This window comes from Nocardioides sp. (assembly GCF_035481145.1).
In the GTDB taxonomy this organism is placed as follows: Bacteria; Actinomycetota; Actinomycetes; order Propionibacteriales; family Nocardioidaceae; genus Nocardioides.
Genome location: NZ_DATIHB010000064.1, coordinates 37,266 through 53,946, shown reverse-complemented (window position 1 = coordinate 53,946; position 16,681 = coordinate 37,266). Strand labels below are relative to the sequence as shown.

Annotated in this window: 17 protein-coding genes; 5 read left to right on the top strand and 12 right to left on the bottom strand. The window is 71.0% G+C overall.

Annotated features, from left to right (window positions below; genetic code table 11):
• On the bottom strand, nt 1-582 hold a 582-nt coding region (locus tag VLF38_RS05490), incomplete at its 3' end, for a DUF4192 family protein (protein WP_325270276.1).
• A gap of 129 nt (nt 583-711) precedes the next feature.
• On the opposite strand from VLF38_RS05490, the gene VLF38_RS05485 reads away from it, so the two are divergent.
• Entirely contained in the window at nt 712-2,031 is a 1,320-nt protein-coding gene (locus VLF38_RS05485) for a DNA polymerase IV (protein WP_325270275.1), read from the top strand.
• 12 nt (nt 2,032-2,043) lie between these two features.
• Here the strand turns inward: VLF38_RS05485 and VLF38_RS05480 are convergent, their stop codons facing one another.
• From VLF38_RS05480 to VLF38_RS05470, 3 genes are read right to left on the bottom strand one after another with little or no spacing between them, the layout of a single operon-like run.
• Nucleotides 2,044-2,892, bottom strand: a complete 849-nt coding sequence (locus VLF38_RS05480; RefSeq protein WP_325270274.1) for a biotin-dependent carboxyltransferase family protein — start codon at nt 2,890-2,892, stop codon at nt 2,044-2,046.
• On the bottom strand, nt 2,892-3,533 hold the full coding sequence (locus VLF38_RS05475) for an allophanate hydrolase subunit 1 (RefSeq protein WP_325270273.1): 642 nt from the start codon (nt 3,531-3,533) through the stop codon (nt 2,892-2,894). The genes VLF38_RS05480 and VLF38_RS05475 overlap by 1 nt, the downstream gene beginning before the upstream one ends.
• A complete protein-coding gene (locus tag VLF38_RS05470) occupies nt 3,530-4,225 on the bottom strand; it encodes a 5-oxoprolinase subunit PxpA (RefSeq protein ID WP_325270272.1) in 696 nt (231 codons plus the stop codon). Before VLF38_RS05470 ends, VLF38_RS05475 begins: the two co-directional genes overlap by 4 nt.
• Nucleotides 4,226-4,255: 30 nt before the next feature.
• Here VLF38_RS05470 and VLF38_RS05465 point away from each other — a divergent pair, with 30 nt between their 5' ends.
• On the top strand, nt 4,256-6,403 hold the full coding sequence (locus VLF38_RS05465; RefSeq protein ID WP_325270271.1) for a S9 family peptidase: 2,148 nt from the start codon (nt 4,256-4,258) through the stop codon (nt 6,401-6,403).
• Nucleotides 6,404-6,601: 198 nt separating this feature from the next.
• Nucleotides 6,602-7,546 carry a sigma-70 family RNA polymerase sigma factor gene (locus VLF38_RS05460; protein WP_325270270.1) on the top strand — a complete coding sequence of 315 codons (945 nt, stop codon included), beginning with the start codon at nt 6,602-6,604 and terminating at the stop codon, nt 7,544-7,546.
• Between the two features lie 69 nt (nt 7,547-7,615).
• Here VLF38_RS05460 and coaE read toward each other — a convergent pair whose 3' ends face one another.
• Both coaE and VLF38_RS05450 read right to left on the bottom strand, forming a co-directional pair.
• On the bottom strand, nt 7,616-8,206 hold the full coding sequence (gene coaE / locus VLF38_RS05455) for a dephospho-CoA kinase (RefSeq protein ID WP_325270269.1): 591 nt from the start codon (nt 8,204-8,206) through the stop codon (nt 7,616-7,618).
• A gap of 26 nt (nt 8,207-8,232) precedes the next feature.
• The gene (locus VLF38_RS05450; RefSeq protein ID WP_325270268.1) at nt 8,233-8,868 is read right to left on the bottom strand and encodes a hypothetical protein; all 636 of its coding nucleotides are present in this window, start codon (nt 8,866-8,868) and stop codon (nt 8,233-8,235) included.
• 48 nt (nt 8,869-8,916) lie between these two features.
• Between VLF38_RS05450 and VLF38_RS05445 the strand changes: the two genes are divergently transcribed.
• A complete protein-coding gene (locus tag VLF38_RS05445) occupies nt 8,917-10,179 on the top strand; it encodes a class I adenylate-forming enzyme family protein (RefSeq protein ID WP_325270267.1) in 1,263 nt (420 codons plus the stop codon).
• Between the two features lie 3 nt (nt 10,180-10,182).
• Here VLF38_RS05445 and VLF38_RS05440 read toward each other — a convergent pair whose 3' ends face one another.
• On the bottom strand, nt 10,183-11,055 hold the full coding sequence (locus VLF38_RS05440) for an alpha/beta hydrolase family esterase (protein WP_325270266.1): 873 nt from the start codon (nt 11,053-11,055) through the stop codon (nt 10,183-10,185).
• A gap of 23 nt (nt 11,056-11,078) precedes the next feature.
• Entirely contained in the window at nt 11,079-12,038 is a 960-nt protein-coding gene (locus VLF38_RS05435; protein WP_325270265.1) for a helix-turn-helix domain-containing protein, read from the bottom strand.
• A gap of 93 nt (nt 12,039-12,131) precedes the next feature.
• Here VLF38_RS05435 and VLF38_RS05430 point away from each other — a divergent pair, with 93 nt between their 5' ends.
• Nucleotides 12,132-12,287 carry a hypothetical protein gene (locus VLF38_RS05430; protein WP_325270264.1) on the top strand — a complete coding sequence of 52 codons (156 nt, stop codon included), beginning with the start codon at nt 12,132-12,134 and terminating at the stop codon, nt 12,285-12,287.
• A gap of 50 nt (nt 12,288-12,337) precedes the next feature.
• Here the strand turns inward: VLF38_RS05430 and rpsA are convergent, their stop codons facing one another.
• The 4 genes from rpsA to VLF38_RS05410 form a co-directional block, all read right to left on the bottom strand.
• Nucleotides 12,338-13,801 carry a 30S ribosomal protein S1 gene (rpsA, locus tag VLF38_RS05425; RefSeq protein ID WP_325270263.1) on the bottom strand — a complete coding sequence of 488 codons (1,464 nt, stop codon included), beginning with the start codon at nt 13,799-13,801 and terminating at the stop codon, nt 12,338-12,340.
• A 170-nt stretch (nt 13,802-13,971) separates the two neighbouring features.
• Complete coding sequence (locus VLF38_RS05420) at nt 13,972-14,598, bottom strand: phosphotransferase family protein (RefSeq protein ID WP_325270262.1); 627 nt, start codon at nt 14,596-14,598, stop codon at nt 13,972-13,974.
• A gap of 20 nt (nt 14,599-14,618) precedes the next feature.
• Nucleotides 14,619-15,698: a GH25 family lysozyme gene (locus VLF38_RS05415; RefSeq protein ID WP_325270261.1), complete on the bottom strand. Its 1,080-nt coding sequence runs from the start codon at nt 15,696-15,698 to the stop codon at nt 14,619-14,621.
• A gap of 18 nt (nt 15,699-15,716) precedes the next feature.
• Nucleotides 15,717-16,616, bottom strand: a complete 900-nt coding sequence (locus tag VLF38_RS05410) for a peptidase inhibitor family I36 protein (RefSeq protein ID WP_325270260.1) — start codon at nt 16,614-16,616, stop codon at nt 15,717-15,719.
• Nucleotides 16,617-16,681 lie beyond the last annotated feature (65 nt).

The window sequence follows — 16,681 nt, the reverse complement described above, 5'->3', positions numbered from 1 at the left end:
CACCTCCCCCTGGTCGGACACCGGCTCGTCGTGCTGCGCCAGCCACGCCTGGAGCACCTCCTCCGTCGCGATCGGGTCGGCCGCGATCGACGCAGCCACCGCAGCGCGCGAGGCAAGCGTGACGCGCCCGTCCAGCACCGTCTGCGCCGTGAGGGAGTGGGTGCTGACGTCATACGGGTGGGGCACCGCGGTCGCTGGATCCTCACCGCGGCCGACGTGGAACCACGAGGTGCCGTCGCTGCGCAGCGGCTTGATGACCGCGAAGCCGTGCGCATCGAAGACGTCACTGGCATGGAGGGCCGTCGCTGCGGCGCGCACGGCATCGGTGGAGTACGCCACGAAGAGCACAGTGTCGGGGCGCTGGCGCAGAGCAGGAGTCAGCAGCATGTCGACGACCGCCCCGACGTGCCCCGGCTCCTCGGGGAGGTCCACGCGCGCGTGGAAGGAGCGGCGGCCGCCGAAGGTGAGCATCACCAGCGACTCCTCGGGGTGGAAGCCGAGCACGGCGGGCACGACGGCCAGCAGGTCCTCGGGAGTGCGGGCCTTGAACACAGCCCCTGCCTGGGTGGTCTCAGTGGTCATGCGCCGACGGTCCCCGCACCCCGCGCCGTGCCGCAGCGTCCGGCGAGCGTCCGGTGGAGGACCAGACCTCCGCGACGCATGTGCACGGAAAGCGGGCTCCGGTAGGTTCCGGCCCATGGAGGCGGGGTCATGAGGCAGCACGCCTCGGTGCTCCACCTCGACCTCGACGCCTTCTACGCCTCGGTCGAGCAGCGCGACAAGCCGTCCCTGCGCGGCAAGCCGGTGATCGTCGGCGGCACGGGTGGCCGTGGCGTCGTCGCCACCTGCTCCTACGAGGCCCGTGCCTTCGGCGTACGGTCCGCCATGTCGACCCGCGAGGCGCGTGCCCGCTGCCCGCACGCGGCCTTCCTCGGCGGCCGCTTCCCGGCGTACGGCGAGGCCTCGCGCGTGGTGATGGGCATCCTCCGCGAGGTGTCGCCGCTGGTCGAGCCGCTCAGCCTCGACGAAGCGTTCGTCGACCTGGCGGCGGGCGGCGTGAGCGACTTCAGCCTCGAGGGCCTCACCGCCTTCGGGCACGCGCTCCGCGCGCGCGTGGCGGACGCGACGGGCGGGCTGACCGCCAGCGTCGGCATCGGCACGAGCAAGTTCATGGCGAAGGTCGCCAGCGACCTCGACAAGCCGGATGGGCTCGTCGTCGTCGAGCCGGGGCGGGAGCAGCAGCTGCTGCGGCCGATGTCGGTGAAGGTGATCCCCGGCGTCGGCCCCGCGACCGCGGAGCGGCTGCGCCGCATCGGCGTCACCACCGTGGCCGACCTCCAGTCACGAGGCGAGGAGGAGCTGGTCCTCGAGCTCGGCCAGTCACATGGCCATGGGCTCTGGCGGCTCTCCCGCGCACTCGACGAGCGCCCCGTGGTGGCCGAACGCGAGGCGAAGTCGGTCAGCGTCGAGGGCACCTACGAGGAGGACCTCACCGACCGACGCGTGATGGAGGCCGTGCTCGCGCGCCAGGCGTCGTCGGTGGCCACGCGCCTGGTCAAGCACGGGCTCTCGGGGCGCACCATCAGCATCAAGGTCCGGCTCCACGACTTCACCACGCTGTCGCGCTCGACCACCCTGCCGAGCCCCACCGACAGTGCCGCGACGATCGCCCGCCTGGCCCGCGCCATGCTCGCCGACCTCGACCCGACCGGTGGCGTACGCCTCCTCGGCGTCGGGGTGAGCGGCCTCGCCGACTGGGTGCAGGACGACCTCTTCGGCACTGTGGCGGACGCCGAGCCCGAGGAGGAGCTGCCGGAGCTCCCCTCCCGCATGCGCGCCCAGTGGTGGCCGGGCCAGGACGTCGTGCACGCCTCGATGGGCCGTGGCTGGGTCTGGGGCGCCGGCAGCGGTGTCGTCACCGTGCGCTTCGAGACCGCCGAGACCGGCCCGGGGCCCGTGCGGTCCTACAAGGCCGACGACGCCGACCTCGCACCATGGACACCTGAGCCCCGCAACGACGAGACCTCCTGATTCGCTGGGCTCTCAGCCGCGCCGGAAGCGCACTGCCTCCCCCGGCCTGACCTGCGCGCACACCCACAGGTCCTCTGCGCGGACCACGGCGGCCACCGGGTAGCCACCGGTGACCGGATGATCGGCGAGGAAGACCACCGGCTGCCCCGAGGGCGGCACCTGCACGGCCCCGAGGACCATCCCCTCGCTCGCCAGCTCCCTGCCCTCGTACGCCGGGTTGCGCCGCAGCGCGGGCCCCTCCAGGCGGAGCCCCACCCGGTTGGAGTCGGCCGCAACGACCCACGGACCGGCCACGAGCAGGCCGACGGGATCGCCCTCGAACCAGTCCGCGCGCGGACCGGGCAACAGCCGCAGCGCCCCGGCGACTGGCGCGCGCGGGGTGTCCAGCGGGTGCGGCTCCCCCACCTGCGCCCCGACCGGCAGCGTCTGGCCGGAGGTGACCGCCGGCGGCCCCACCCAGGCCAGCGTGTCGGTGGCGCGAGACCCGAGCACGGGGTCCACGTCGATCCCGCCGGCAACGGCGAGGTAGGCACGGACTCCGGTCACCGGCAGGTCCACCCGGATCATCCCGCCCGCGGGCACGCGCACGGGCTCACCGAAGGCGACCACGCGACGGTCGACCCGCACCCGGGAGTGCGCACCGGTCACCGCAACCCAGGTGGGCCTCTCGGCACGAGCGATCATCGACCCCAGCGACAGCTCCAGCACCGCCGCTGAGGGGCCGTTGCCGACGAGCCTGTTGGCCAGCGCCGCCGCGGACGCGTCGAGCCATCCCGATCGAGGGAGGCCCAGGTGTGCGTAGCCGGGTCGGCCGGCGTCCTGCACCGTCACCAGTCCGACGACCTCGAGGATCCGCAGCATCAGGACCCACCACCCCAGGAGGCGACCTCCACGAAGCGCACCCGGGTCCCCGGCTCGAAGAGAGCAGGACGAGGAGCAGACGGGTCCCACAGCACGACGTCGGTGCGGCCGATCAGCTGCCATCCGCCGGGAGAGGCCGTGGGATAGACACCCGTCCACGCACCCGCAAGACCCACCGACCCAGGCTCCACCCGAGGCCGCGGCGACGCGAGGCGCGGCACCTCCCAGGGCGAGCCCTGCAGGTAGCCGAAACCCGGAGCGAAGCCACAGAAGGCGACCACGTGCTCGACCGCCGCGTGTGCCGCGACCAGCTCATCGACCGCCAGTCCGAGGAGCTCGGCCAGCGGCGCCAGGTCAGGGCCGTCGTAGACCACCGGCACCTCGACGAGCGGGCCGTCGGGCACCTCGGTCGACCCCGACCACTCCTCCACCAGCGCTGCCACCATCGATGCCGGGCAGCCATCGACGAGCACGGTCCGCGCGGCCGGAACGATGTCGACGGCGACAACCCGCGCACGCAGCCAGAGGGAGAGCGCGAGGGCCCGCGACGGGTCATCGACCTCGACCAGCGCAGCAGCCGACCCCACCGGCCGAACCCCCGTCACCCCGGTCACCCCCGTCACGGAGAGCACGGCCGTCACCGGGCGAAGGGTGCCAGCGACCAGCCTGCGTCCTCGAGCGCCCGGCGTACGGCGTGGGCCGTGGCGACTGCGTCGGGAGAGTCGCCGTGCACGCAGATGGAGTCGACCGACGGCCCCAGGGCAACGGCGTTGGAGGCGATCTCCGCAGCGTCGTGGACCAAAGCATCGGGCTTGTCCCGCGGAACCAGGCGACCCTCGGGCGTGTAACGGCGGTCCGGGAAGCCCTCCCGGAAGACGGTCCTGCCTGCGGCCTCGGCCAGCGACAGCAACACCCCACCGGGCAGCCCCAGCACCGGCAGCTCCCCCGACCCCTCGAGCACCGCAGACGCCTGCTCCTCGTCGGTCACCACCCGGTTGTAGAGCGCGCCGTGCGGCTTGACGTACGACACGGAGACCCCGGCGGCGTCGGCGATCTCGCAGAGCAGCCCCACCTGCTCGAAGACGTGCTCGCGCAGCAGCGACGGCTCGATGTCGAGCGAACGCCGGCCGAAGTGCTCACGGTCGGCGTAGGAGACCTGTGCGCCGATCACCACGCCGAGCCGCGCGGCCTCCTCGCAGACGAAGCGCATGGTCTCCGGCGTACCGGCGTGGTAGCCGCAGGCCACGTTGGCCGACGTCACCACGGCGAGCAGGGCGGCGTCGTCGGTGACCTCCTCGCCGAGGTCAGCGTTGAGGTCGATCGTCCGGGTCATGGCTCCATCTTGCCCGTTAGGCTCACCCGCATGTCTGAGCAGCCTCCGTCCGTCGCTCCCACGGCCAAGAAGGTGCCTGTCACCACGACGCACCACGGCGACACCTTCGTCGACGACTACGAGTGGCTGCGGGCCAAGGAGGACCCCGAGGTGATCGCCCACCTCGAGGCAGAGAACGCCTGGACGACCCGTCAGACCGCGCACCTCGCCGACCTGCGCCAGCAGCTCTTCGACGAGATCAAGGCGCGCACGCGCGAGACCGACCTCTCGGTCCCCTACCGGATCCGCGGCCACTGGTACTACTCGCGCAGCTTCGCCGGCAAGGAGTACGGCGCGAGCTGCCGCGTGCCGGTCGCCGCACCCGACGACTGGACGCCCCCGAAGCCCGCCGAGGACTGCGCCCCCGACCAGCCGGCGCTGCCGGGCGAGCAGGTCCTGCTCGACCTCAATGCCCTCGCCGACGGCCACGACTTCTTCTCGCTGGGCGGGTCGAGCATCTCGCCCGACGAGCAGCTCCTCGCCTACGCGACCGACGTGGTCGGTGATGAGCGCTACACGATCCGCGTGAAGGACCTTGCGACCGGAGAGCTCCTGCCCGACACCATCGAAGGCGTCATGGGCGGCGCCACGTGGGACCCCGACGGCACCGCGTTCCACTACGCGACGGTCGACGAGTCGTGGCGGCCCGACAAGATCTGGCGCCACGCCCTCGGCACCCCGCAGGCCGACGACGAGCTGCTCTACACCGAGCCCGACGCCCGCTTCTGGCTCGGCGTGGGCCGCAGCCGCAGCGACCGGTTCCTGATGATCGCCAGCGGCTCCAAGACGACGAGTGCCTACCGCGTGCTCGACACCCGCGACCGTGCGAAGGGCTGGCAGGAGTGGCCCCGCGTCGAAGGCGTGGAGTACTCCCTCGAGCACGCGATCATCGGTGGCGAGGACCTCTTCCTGGTCCTGCACAACGCCACCGGTCCGGACTTCGAGCTGGCCACCGCCCCCGTCACGCCCACCCCGGTCGAGGCCTGGAAGCCGCTCATCCCGCACCAGCAGGGCGTCCGCCTGGAGGACGTCGACGCCTTCGCCGGCCACCTCGTCGTCCACCAGCGGAGCGAGGGGCTCACCCGCCTGCGACTGCTCCCCCTGGACAGCAGCGGCATCGCCGACGACTTCCTCGTGGAGTTCGACGACGAGGTCTACACGATCGGCTCGGGCTCCAATCCCGAGTTCACCCAGCCCGTCGTCCGCCTCGGCTACACCACGATGGCCCGCCCCGGCGCCGTCTACGCGTACGACGTGGCGTCGCGCGGCCTCACCCTGCTCAAGGAGTCGGAGGTGCAGCCTGCACCCGACGGGCGCCCGTTCGACCCCGCGGCGTACGAGCAGCACCGGATCTGGGCCACCGCCGAGGACGGCACGCGGATCCCGATCTCGATCGTCGTGCCGGCAGGTGCCCCGCGCGACGGCTCCGTGCCCGTCCTGCTCTACGGCTACGGCTCCTACGAGGCGTCGATGGACCCCTACTTCTCCGTCGCACGGCTGAGCCTGCTCGACCGCGGTGCCGGCTTCGCGATCGCGCACGTGCGCGGCGGCGGCGAGATGGGCCGGCACTGGTACGAGGAGGGCAAGCTCCTCGCCAAGCCCAACACGTTCACCGACTTCGTCGCGTGCGCCCGGCACCTCGTCGCCGAGGGCTGGACCTCTCCCGACCGGCTCGTCGCCGAGGGCGGCTCGGCGGGTGGCCTGCTGATGGGCGCGATCGCCAACTTGGCGCCTGAGCTGTGGGCCGGCATCGTCGCGCAGGTGCCGTTCGTCGACGCCCTCACCACCATGCTCGACGCGAGCCTCCCGCTCACCGTGATGGAGTACGAGGAGTGGGGCAACCCGACCGACGACCCCGCGACGTACGCCTGCATGCGCGGCTATGCACCGTTCCACAACGTCGCGGCGGTCGACTACCCGCCGATCCTCGCGGAGACGTCGCTCAACGACACGCGGGTGCTCTACGTCGAGCCCGCCAAGTGGGTCGCGAAGCTGCGCGACACCGCCGTGGGACGCCGCCAGTTCCTGCTGAAGACCGAGATGGCGGCCGGTCACGGCGGTGTCTCCGGGCGTTACCAGGCCTGGCACGACCGCGCCTTCACCCTCGCCTGGATCCTCGAGCGGATGGGCCTGGCCTGAGCTGGCTCCTGCGCCAGGACTGAGGCGTCCTGAGAAGTCCCTGAGATTCGTTGCCGCGGGCAACTTCCCGGCCTGATCACACGTCAATGTGTGTGAAGGCAACACCGGGGTACGGGGGGAATCCCGCACCCACACGGGACGTTGCAGGAACGTGTGGCAGTACTCCCCGCTGCCACGCAGACGGGAAGGAGGGCTGCCATGACTGCAGGAACCCGTGAGATCGAGGGACGCGACAGCGTCGGCCTCTACCTGGATGAGATCGCCCGCAATCCGCTGCTCGACGCGGCGACCGAGGTCGAGCTCTCCAAGGCCATCGAGGTAGGCCTGCTCGCCGAGAAGCTCCTGGCCGAGGGCCGCTACGCGACGCGCGGCAAGAACCGCGCCCCGGGCGGCGCCACTCGGGAGGAGCTGGAGTGGCTCGCTGAGGAGGGCCAGCGCGCCGTCGACCGGTTCATCACCGCCAACCTGCGCCTCGTGGTCTCGATCGCGCGCAAGTACGGCCGCGCGCAGATGCCGATGCTCGACCTGATCCAGGAGGGCAACACCGGCCTGATCCGTGCGGTCGAGAAGTTCGACTACACCAAGGGCTACAAGTTCTCGACGTACGCGACGTGGTGGGTCCGCCAGGCGATCACCCGTGGCATCGCCCAGCAGGCGCGCGTCGTCCGCCTCCCCGTCCACGTCGTCGAGGAGATCAACCAGATCGGCTCGGCCCGTCGCACCCTCGAGCGCCAGCTCGGCCGCGACCCGGAGCCCGAGGAGATCGCCCAGGAGCTCGGCACGCCGCTGGAGCGGGTGCTCGACCTGATGGCTTGGGGCCGCGAGCACGTCAGCCTCGACGCCCCGATCGACGACGACGGCGACACCTCGCTCGGTGACCTGATGGCGCAGGACTCCTCCCCCGGCCCCGACCTGGAGTTCCTCGACGTCGAGGCGCGCGACCGGCTCAACACGCTCGTCGAGAAGCTCGACGAGCGCGCGGCCGACATCATCCGCTCCCGCTACGGCCTCGTTGACGGGCGCCAGCACAAGCTCGCCGACATCGGCGCGAAGCACGGCATCTCCGCCGAGCGCGTGCGCCAGCTCGAGCGCGAGGCCCTGCAGAAGCTCCGTCGCTTCGCCGATCCCGACCTGGCTGCCTAGTCGCTTGGGCGCCAGTCGTCAGCCCGCCTCGCTCGAGGCGGGCTGACGCCATTTCGTGGCGTGGACTGCCTAGCGCGGAAGCTGCTCCCAGACCTCGCGTACCCGGTCGTGGAGCGCGGCGAGGGTTCCGGTGTTCTCGATGACGTACGTCGCGACCGCCAGCCGCTGCTCGCGCGATGTCTGCGCGGCGATCCGGCCCTGGGCCTCCTCCACCGTCATGCCCCGGTCTCGGACCATGCGCTCGACCTGCAGCTCCGTCGGTACGTCGACCACGACGACCGCGTCGAAACGGTCGGCCTGGTTGGTCTCGACGAGCAGCGGGATGTCGTTGATGACGACGTCGTGCTCACCCGCTGCCTCGTCGATCTCCAGCGCGCGCAGGAAGACCCGCGGGTGGATCACCTGCTCGAGGACCTTCCGCATCGCTGGGTCGGCGAAGACGATCGCCCCGACCTTGGCGCGGTCCATCTCGCCGGCCTCGGTCAGGATCTCGTCACCGAAGGCCTTCACCACCTCCGCGAGTCCCTCGGTGCCGCGCGCCACGACCTCGCGGGCGAGGACGTCGGAGTCGATGATGATCGCGCCGAGCTCGGCGAAGATCCTCGAAACCGTGCTCTTGCCGCTCGCGATGCCGCCGGTGAGGCCGAGACGAAGGGTCATGCGCGGGATTCTGACATGCCCCCGACTCACCCCGCCGCCAGGAGCCCTACGGACAGCAGGAGACCGAGGGCACTGACCCCCGCGACTCCCACGAGGACGCCGAGCGCGCGGCGCTCGCGCCACCCGAGGACGCACGCGGCAATCGCGACGACCACCGCCAGCACGATCGATCCGCCGCCGAGCGCGTTGGTCGCCCAGGTCGTGCCGACGGCACACGCCGCAAGAGCGGCGGCCGCCAGTCCGGCACCCGCGGGAAGCGCCCGGCCCCGCATCGTCGCCGCCAGAGCGGCTCCGACCAGCGCGACCCCGGCGTACCAGAGCAGGTGGCCGACCTCCTCGTCCCACAGGTGCGCGGTCTCTCCCGGCGCGACGTTGCCGATGGAGTTGGCCGCGAGGTGGACGCCGTGACCCGACGTGTAGAGCAGCGCGCCCACGGCGAAGACCGCCCACACGCGCCGGGAGGCACCCGCGACCACCAGCACCCACGCGGCGGAGCCCAGCACGAGCCAGGGGACGAGCAGGTCGAGCCAGTCGTTCCACCGCGTCCCGGTCGGGCCCTCCCAGGCGGGCAGGAGCCCGAGGTGGTGCAGCGACGCGTAGGCCAGCGCAGCGACGAGGAGCGCGCCGTTGCAGGACCGCTGCGCGCTCTTGTCCGGTCCCATGCGAGCACCGTAGCGACGACGCCGCCCGTCGACCGGGAGAATGGCCCCATGCCCCTCCAGCCCGGTGACCGCGTCGCCCTCCTCGTCCCCGGCTCCCGGACGTACGTCGACGCCGTGCTGTCGCTGCTCGCCGACGGCGTCTTCCCGATCCCGCTGGACCCGCGCCTGACGTCGTACGAGCGTGAGCGGATCCTGGGGAACCTGGAACCTGCACTGGTCGTCACCGAACCGGACGAGCTCGCTGCACTGGCTTCGACAGGCCCCACCGGCGCTCTCCCGCTCGGTCGCCCCATCCATGTCACGAGCGGCACCACCGGGACCCCGAAGGGCGTCTTCAGCGGGCTGCTGGCCCCTGGCGACGCTGCCGCACTGGTCGCCGAGGAGCGCGACCTCTGGGGCTTCACCGACACCGACGTCAACCTCGTGCTGAGCCCCCTCTACCACTCCGCTCCCCTGCGCTTCGCGATGGGAACGCTGCTGGCCGGCGGGCGGATCACCGGATTCGACGGCGACGGCAACCAGGCCGGGTTCGACCCCGGAGCCGTCACGGCCGTGATCGTGCGCGAGCGCCCGACGACGATGTTCTGCGTGCCCGCGCACCTGCAGCGCCTCTTTGCGCACTGGGACGAGCACGGGCAGCCCGACCTGGGCAGCTTCCGGCTCGTCGCGCATGCCGGCGCGGCCTGCCCCGAGCCGCTCAAGCGCCGGGTCATCGAGGCGTTCCCCGCGGGGAGCACGTGGGAGTTCTACGGATCCACCGAGGGCCAGTTCACCGCGTGTCGGAGCGAGGAGTGGCTCGAGCGCCCGGGCACGGTCGGGCGGGCACGTCCGGGCCGCACGCTCCAGGTCGACCCGGACGGCCAGATCTGGTGCACCGTGCCGGCGTACGCCCGGTTCAGCTACGTCAACGACCCCGGGAAGACGGCCGCGGCCTGGCGCGAGACGGCGAGCGGGCCGGCGTTCACCGTGGGCGACCTGGGCCGCATCGACGACGACGGCTACCTCTGGCTCGACGGGCGCCGCGAGGACCTGATCATCACCGGCGGCGTCAACGTCTACCCGGCCGAGGTCGAGAGCACCCTCGCTGCACACCCCGGCGTCCTCGACGTCGCGGTCTACGGCGTGCCGGACGCGCGCTGGGGTCAGCGCGTGGTCGCGTCGGTGGTCGGCACCGCCACGGCGGACGAGCTCGACGCCTTCGCTCGCGAGCGGCTCGCCCCGCCGAAGCGGCCGAAGGAGTACCGCGCGCTCGACGTCCTGCCGCGGACGCTCACCGGGAAGGTGCGCCGCCGGGAGCTCGCCTCGGAGTAGCCCTCAGAGCCGCTCGTCGAACCATGTCAGGAGCTCGAGCGAAGCGGCGACCGGCGCGGGCCAGTGCACCGCGCCCTCCACCGGCACGTAGGTGAAGGTCGATCCCTTCGCCAGCCTGCCCTCCAGCCAGTCGGCCGGCGGGAAGGTGACCGTGCGGCCGAGGATCGTCGTCGAGCCTCCGCCGATGGGGACCACGGGGTCTGCGGTGCCGTGCCAGTGACCGATGGTCACGGGCCCGCGGTCACATCGTCCGCGCCAGCTGGCTGCCCAGACCGCGACGACCTTGAAGAGATCCGGGCGCTCACACGCCGCCTTCGTCGCGAGCATGCCGCCGTTGGACATGCCGACCAGGCCCACCCGCTCGGGGTCGATCGGAGCCGCGTCACCGACGTCGGCGATCACGTCCTGGAGATACCCCACCTCGTCGACCTCCTCGACCGTGCAGCAGATGTCAGCGTCCCAGACCCGGGTGTCCCCGGCGCTCATCCCGAAGACGATGACGGCGTTGCCCTGGGTGACCTTCCACATCGTCGACACGAGGTACGACGCGTTGGCCCTGCTCTCGACCTGGCGGGCACCGTGCAGCCAGACGATCAGCCTGCGCGGATGGTCCAGCCAGTCGGCACACGTCGCGGAGCCGACACACGTGGGCACACCGACCCAGTAGGCACGGCCGTCGCCCACGCGGCGCTGCTCGAGGCTCCAGCCAAGGCGCGCGTCAGGGCCAGGGTCCGGCAGGGCCGTGGGCGTGGCGGCCGGAGTCTTCGACCTCGACGGGGTGGGAGTGGGCTCGGCGGCCGGGTCGCCGCCGCGGCAGCCGGACAGCGTCAGGACGACCAGGAGGAACCCGGCGAGGAGCCGCATCGGAGTAGGCATCGTGGGCAAGTCTCGCCCACCGCTCAAGCGGTGCCCGCGGCCGGGCAGAACGTACGCCGGTACTGCTGCGGGCTCACCCCGCGCGAGCGCGTGAAGTGGTGGCGCAGCGTCGCCGCGTTGCCGAAGCCGACCTGGTCGGCGATCCACTCGACCGGCTGCTCGGTGGTCTCGAGCAGCTCCTCGGCAGCAGCCACGCGCTGGCGCGTGACCCAGCTGTGCGGCGTCGCACCGGTCTCGTCGCGGAACCTCCGGGCGAACGTACGGGGCGACATGTGCGCCCGACGTGCCAGCGACTCGACGCTGTGGTCGTCGCGGAGGTTCTCGACGACCCAGACCAGGAGCGGTCCCAGCGTCTCGGCCTCGCACGCCGGGACGGCCCGGGCGATGTACTGCGCCTGACCCCCATCGCGGTGCGGGGGCACCACCGCCCGCCGGGCGACCATGCTCGCGATGTTCGCGCCGTACTCCTGGCGCCAGATGTGGAGGGCGGCGTCGAGGCCGGCGGCACTGCCAGCCGAGGTGACCACCTGGCCGGTGTCGACGTACAGCACCTCCGGCACGACCCGCGCGGTCGGGAACTGCTTCTGCAGGCGCTCGGTGTACATCCAGTGCGTCGTGCACTCGCGCCCGTCGAGCAGCCCGGCCTCCCCCAGCGCGAAAGCGCCGCTGCAGACCGAGAGGATCCGTGCCCCGCGGGCGTGTGCCGCCCGGAGCTCGGCGAGGACCGGCTCCGGCGTGCCGCCCAGGGACGGCGTCGCAGAGACCGCGACGAGGTCCGCAGCGCGCACCCGGGAGAGATCGTGCTCGGGCTGCATGGTGAGGCCCATCGCCATCCGCACCGGACCGCCGCCGGGCGAGCAGACCGCGAAGTCGAGGGGCGGCACACCGTGCTGCGAGCGGTCCAGCCCGAAGGCCTCGCAGAGCACGCCGAGCTCGAAGGGAGCCGCACCGTCCCAGACCATCACGGCGACGTTGGTCAGCATGGCGCCACTCTTCCAGCGTGATGGCAGGAAATCAACCAACAACGACATATCTGCCACTGGTGGCAGGATGTCCATGAGCGAAGAATTACTGCCATGACCACCATCCTCGCCCTCCTCGTCGTCGCCGCCCTCTTCGCCCTGCTGGCTCACTTCGCCAGCAACGACCGGTTCAGCGCCGGCCCCGTCCCCCACGACCGCTTCCGCGACAGCGATGCCTGGCTCTTCCACGGCATCACCCGGCTCCCCTGAAATGCCGAACGGCGGCCACCCCGAGGGGATGGCCGCCGTTGCGGAGTGGGTCACTGACCGCCGGTGAGCTTCTCGCGGAGCGCCTGGAGCGCCTCGTCGGAAGCGAGCGAACCGCCGGTCTCCTCGGCCGGAGCCGCGGAGGAGTACGACGAAGCCTCGCCGGCCTCGGCGTCAGCAGCCTTGGCCTCGGCCTGCTGCTTGACGTGCGCCTCCCAGCGAGCGTGCGCCTTGGCGTACTGCTCCTCCCAGACCGCGCGCTGGTCGTCGAAGCCCTCAAGCCACTCGCCGGTCTCCGGGTCGAAGCCCTCGGGGTAGACGTAGTTGCCGGCCTCGTCGTAGGTGGCCGTCATGCCGTAGAGCGTCGGGTCGAACTCCTCGACGTTCGCAGCGGTGTCGGTCTCGTTGGCCTGCTTGAGCGAGAGCGAGATGCGGCGACGCTCGAGGTCGATGTCGATGATCTTGACCATGACGTCGTCGTTGACCTGGACGACCTGCTCCGGGATCTCGACGTGGCGCTCGGCGAGCTCCGAGATGTGGACGAGACCCTCGATGCCCTCCTCGACACGGACGAAGGAACCGAACGGGACGAGCTTGGTGACCTTACCCGGGACGATCTGGCCGATCTGGTGGGTCCGGGCGAAGTGCTGCCACGGGTCCTCCTGCGTCGCCTTCAGCGACAGGGAGACACGCTCACGGTCCATGTCGACGTCGAGGACCTCGACGGTGACCTCGTCACCGACGGTGACGACCTCGGACGGGTGGTCGATGTGCTTCCAGGAGAGCTCGGAGACGTGGACGAGACCATCGACGCCGCCGAGGTCCACGAACGCACCGAAGTTGACGATCGAGGAGACGACACCCTTGCGGATCTGACCCTTCTGGAGCTGGGTCAGGAAGCCCTGGCGGACCTCCGACTGGGTCTGCTCGAGCCAGGCGCGACGCGACAGGACCACGTTGTTGCGGTTCTTGTCGAGCTCGATGATCTTCGCCTCGAGGACCTGGCCGACGTACGGCTGCAGGTCGCGCACGCGGCGCATCTCGACGAGGGACGCGGGCAGGAAGCCGCGGAGGCCGATGTCGATGATGAGGCCGCCCTTGACGACCTCGATGACGGTGCCCTCGACGACGCCGTCCTCCTCCTTGACCTTCTCGATCGTGCCCCAGGCGCGCTCGTACTGCGCACGCTTCTTGGACAGGATCAGACGGCCTTCCTTGTCCTCCTTCTGGAGGACGAGGGCCTCGACCTGGTCACCCACGGAAACGACCTCGTTGGGGTCGACGTCGTGCTTGATGCTCAGCTCGCGCGAGGGGATGACACCCTCGGTCTTGTAGCCGATGTCGAGGAGGACCTCGTCGCGGTCCACCTTGACGATGGTGCCCTCGACGATGTCGCCGTCGTTGAAGTACTTGATGGTCGCGTCGATAGCCGCGAGGAAGTCGGCCTCGGAACCGATGTCGTTGACGGCCACCTGGGGCGCGTCGTAGTCCGGGGCAGTCGAGAGGGTGCTCGTCATGAGGAGGAAGTAGTCCTTGGGGATGGATGGAGTCGTGCGGGCACGCCAGAAGCGTTGATTCATCACCCGTGGTGATGAGCGAGCGAACGTCCCCTCTGTCCGGGACGAAGGCACACTTCTTGCGCAACCGTCAGGATACCCGCGAGCGCCCCGCCTGGTCCAACCGGGGCCTACCCCCACACCCCGTCGTACGCCGACTGCGCAGCGTCGGCGAGCGGCTGCGGCGCCCAGCCCAGCACCGTGGCGAGGTCGTCGCCGGGCGAGCCCGCATGTGCGCTCTCCCAGTCGAGCACCCCGGTGACCCGCAGGCCGATCGGGTCGACGAGGAGGCGCGCCGGGGTCAGGTCGCCGTGGACCAGTACCGCCCGGCTTGCGGTGCGCTCCCCCGGCGGGAACGGAGCGATCGCGAGCTCGGCGTCACGGAACTCCCCCGCGCGCAGCAGGGCGACGCCAGCGAGCCGCGCAAGGACGGCGCCGACGGACGTGCCCACGCGACGCTGTGCCTCACCGTCGAGCGTCGGCAGCAGCTCATCGAGCCGCTCTCCGGGCAGGAAGCTCGTCACCACCAGGGGTGGCATCTCCCCCACCGGCCGCCGCACCTCCCGCACCTCCGGCACCGGGACGACGCCGCGGAGGAGCGTCATCAGCGCGACCTCGATCGCATAGCCCTCCGAGCCACGACGGTCGGGCCGGAGGCAGAGCCGGACCACGCTGACCTCGTCGCCGGCCTGGGCCAGGAACGACGACTCCGACCGTCCGCCTGGGAGGGGGCGGAGGCCGGAGTCGAAGAGGTCCACGGACGGGATCCTCCCACGCGTCACACGGTGCGGTGTGACGCGTTCTCGTTCTTCAGGGTGCTGTTGAGGTTGACCTTCGCGCCTGCCGCGACGGACTGGTAGGACCCGCCGTAGCCGGTGTTGAAGTAGACCCGGACGGTGCGGCCGGTGCGGTTCCAGACCGAGGCCGCGTGGTTCTTCACGCAGACCCCCTGGCCGTTGCCGGCCGTCTTGAACACGTAGCAGCCCGGCTGCGTCGCGCCGTAGTCCGCCTGCGAGGGCTTGTGGTCCGACATCGAGCCTGCCTGGTAGCTGTTGTAGTAGTAGCAGAACTCGCCCGTCTGGCAGACCCCGTTGCGGGTCGGCGTGACCGCACCACCGGCGAACGACTTCAGCTGCGTCAGCGTGCCGTTGAAGTAGTTGCGGTCGATCGTGGTGTCGGGGACACCCGCCACCCGCGCGGAGGAGGTGTACTGCCACATCTTCCAGCTGGACCAGCCACCGGGGACCCGCGGGCCGGTGCTCGTGTAGTGCGCGATCCAGAGTGGGTTGGCGGCGTGCGCGTTCGTCTTCATGTACGTGTCCCAGAAGGACGGATAGGTGTACACGATCGGCGTCCGGCCCGAGAGGCGCTTCGTCTCGGCGAGGAACGCCGAGACCCAACCCTGGAGCTGCGTCGGGGTGAGCCCCTTGGCCTTCTCGATGTCGAGCGCCGGCGGCAGGACGCCGGCCACCTGGCGGCTCTTGATCACCGACCAGTAGTGCCGGGCCTCACCCACCGCGTCGTCGACGACCGGCGTACCGGGGTCGGCGAAGTGGTAGCTGCCGACCACCATGCCGGCGGCCTTGGCGCCGTCGAAGTCACGGCCGAACCAGGCATTGTCGTAGTTGCCGGTCAGGCCCTCGGTGGCCTTGACGATGGCGAACTCCTCGGTCTGCGCGACCGTGCGCCAGTTGATGGCCGCCCCGTTGGGGTGGTTGTGCGCCGAGACGTCCACACCGGTGACGCTGTACGTCGCGGCGTCGGCCGGAGCGGCGACCTCACCGACGCCGGTGACCACACCGGCCGTCAGTGCGAGCGCGGCGAGCGGGCCCAGGGCCCTGCGGAGGCTGATCCTCATGACTGTCTCCCGTCCCGATCAGTGGAGCGAGTCGTAGCCCTGCGACGTCCAGAAGGTCGTCGGGTTCGGGTTGTCGAGGTGGTAGTCGTTGACGCTCTTCGCGGCCGACGTCTGGTAGCCGAGGCGCATCTCGACGTGCGTGTGGTGACCGCTGCTGGAGCTGATGCCGCGCCACGACTCGACGGCGATCTGCTGGCCACGGGCGACGGTGTGGCCGACGGCCAGCGAGGCGAGCGGCTTGGTGTGCAGGTAGACGACCGTCTTGTTGAGCGTGGCGTTGTAGATCGCGATCTGCGAGAGGCCGCTGCTGCCGGTGTAACCACGCGTCAGGCGGACCACCTTGCCCGGGATCAGGGCCTTGACCGGCGACTCGATGCCGCGACGGATGTCGATGCCCTCGTGGCGACCGGGGGTGGTGCGGTAGCCGTCGAAGCCAGCGGTGATGTAGCCGCCGGTCGCCCGGTAGAGGCCATACGAGATGCGGGTCGAGGTCGTGCTGGGCTTCGGGCCGTGCGAGGCGTTCTGGTTGTAGAGGCCGGTGCCGGCGAGGTTCCGCTTCGCGCCTGCGGCGATGTCGACGTACTTGCCGGAGTAGCCGCTGTTGTAATAGACGCGGATCGTCTTCGTGGTGCGGTTGAAGACCGAGGCGGCGTTGTTCTTGACGCACTTGCCGTAGCCGGCGCGACCGGCCGTGCGGAACGTGTAGCACGACGGCGTCGTGGCGCCGTAGTCGGAGAGCTGGGCGCCGTGGTCGGAGATCGACCCGGCGTAGTCGCTGTTGTAGTAGTAGCAGAACTCGCCGGTCTCGCAGACGCCGTTGCGGAGCGTCGCTGCCTGTGCCGAGCTGATCGTCGCCACGACCGAGGCAAGCAGGCCGGCGAGGAGGGCGAAGAGCGCCATGGCCCTGATCCGAAGCATGATTTCTCCCTGGGTGTGTGGTGTGTGCACCGGTTGGTGGCTTCACCCTCGCGGCGGTGCATCCG